Genomic DNA, 1796 nt, shown 5'->3' on the forward strand with positions numbered 1-1796 from the left:
CAGAAGAAGAGACAAAAGCTCTGCTGCCAAGCGGGTGAGGAAACCCCACCCGCCTACGCGGTGGGGTAGTTCATTCCGACAGCATCCCAGCTACCGGCCAATTACTGATAGAGGGAGTTGTACTCGGCCAGCAGGCGGTTGGCCTCCTCGTTGGCCTTGGCCATGGCCTGGGCCGGATCCCCGCCCTTGAGCATGAGATCTTCCATAGTCTGGGTCACCACGTTGCGAATCTCAGGAAAGGCTCCCAGCAACGCCCCACGGGTGGCAGGGGTGACCTTGGAGTTGTTGATTTGGTCGATGGCAGTGAAGAAGTTGGGGTTTTCCTTGAACCAGCCCTGCGACTCCAGCAAGGCTACCGAGCTTTTGCGAATGGGCAGATAGCCAGTTACCTTGTGCCACTCGGCAGCATTTTCGGTGCTATTCAGCCACAACATGAAGGTCAGTGCCCCCTCTTCCACCTCTTTGGGCAGATCCTTCACCAACCAAAGGCTGGCGCCCCCAATCAAGTTCCCCGTCCAACCCTTGTCGGCGTTGTAGGGCATGCGGGTGGTGACCAGCTCGATGTTGTTCTGCTTGGCGGCGTTGGTGATGTTGGCCGCGTCGGCGCTGCTGGTGATGGCCATGGCAACGGTGCCGGTTTGGATGGCCTGCTCCGTGGCCGCCCAATCCCGCTGCTTGCCGCTGTAGATGTAGTAGCGTTTGTCGTACATCCCTTTCCACCAGGTGGCGATGGCTACCGAGGGCTCCGAGTCCAAAAAGACCTGGGTGGCCCGAGCGGCACGGCCATTTTCGTTATTGGCCAAGAGAGCATCTTGCTGCGCCATCCACTGCTCGTAGAACCAGCCGTGGTTGGGCCAGGTGACGCAGCCCTGGGGCGCATCGGGAAGCGCCATGATCTTCTCGCAGGCGGCTTCCAGCTCCTGCCAGGTGGCCGGTGGCTTCTCGATCCCAGCTTTCTTCAAAATGGCGGTGTTGGAATAGAGGATGGGGCTGGAGCTGTTCCAAGGCATGGAGGTGAACTTACCATCCAGGGTGTAGTAGCTCACCACCGGCTCGATAAAATCGTCGAAGTTCACCGGGATCCCGTTCACCTCGGTGCGGTTGCCCAGCGCCTCGGCGATGGACTTGAAGTAGCCGAAATCCCGTGCCCGTTGGGTGCCCACCTCAAACCACTGCACCACCGCCGGAGCGGCATTTTGTTGAATAGCGAGGTCGGTGGCCTGTTGAATTTCTTCGTAGTTGCCGTAGCCCTCAACAGTTACGTTGTATTGAGGAAATTGCTTGTTAAACTCCGCCGCTTTTGCGCGGGCCCAATCGAGACGGTTATCGGTAAAGGCAATCCAAACTTTGACGTTGGCAGGAGACTGGGCAAAGCTGTCGGCAGCCAGGAAGGCAGCGCCGGCGGCAGCCACCAAGCCAGCGGCGAAAGCCAGGAAAGTACGACGGGTGTTCATAGAAAAAGGCAGTTGTATTCACTAAAGGCACCTCCGAGAATACTGCACCGACATTAAGAGCAGGTTATATCTGGCCGGGATCCCCTCAGAAAGTGAACCCTCAGGCCGCAGTCAGAGTCAGATGAAATGAGCGCCCAGCCCAGGTTATGATTGGCAATTTCTCAAGGGGTCTCGAACATGAAAATGATGAAAAATGCAAGCTTTTGCCTGTTATCGGTTACTGCTTTACTAATGGCGCTTGCTCCCTTTCGCAAGCTCACCCCCGTTACAGCCTGTTAAGGAATCAAGGGGTACAGTAGCAACACTTAGCAAACCAACTTCGGAAGCAGGATGGATTGATCA

The 1796-nt window shown here is 56.8% G+C and carries 1 protein-coding gene; it reads right to left on the reverse strand.

Translation table 11 applies throughout. The annotated features are described in order from the left end of the window. Positions 1–101 precede the first annotated feature (101 nt). Positions 102–1454: an ABC transporter substrate-binding protein gene (locus NW841_RS12730; protein ID WP_414386754.1), complete on the reverse strand. Its 1353-nt coding sequence runs from the start codon at positions 1452–1454 to the stop codon at positions 102–104. Positions 1455–1796 lie beyond the last annotated feature (342 nt).

The sequence above is a fragment of the Synechococcus sp. H60.3 genome, assembly GCF_047462295.1.
Taxonomy (GTDB): Bacteria; Cyanobacteriota; Cyanobacteriia; order Thermostichales; family Thermostichaceae; genus Thermostichus.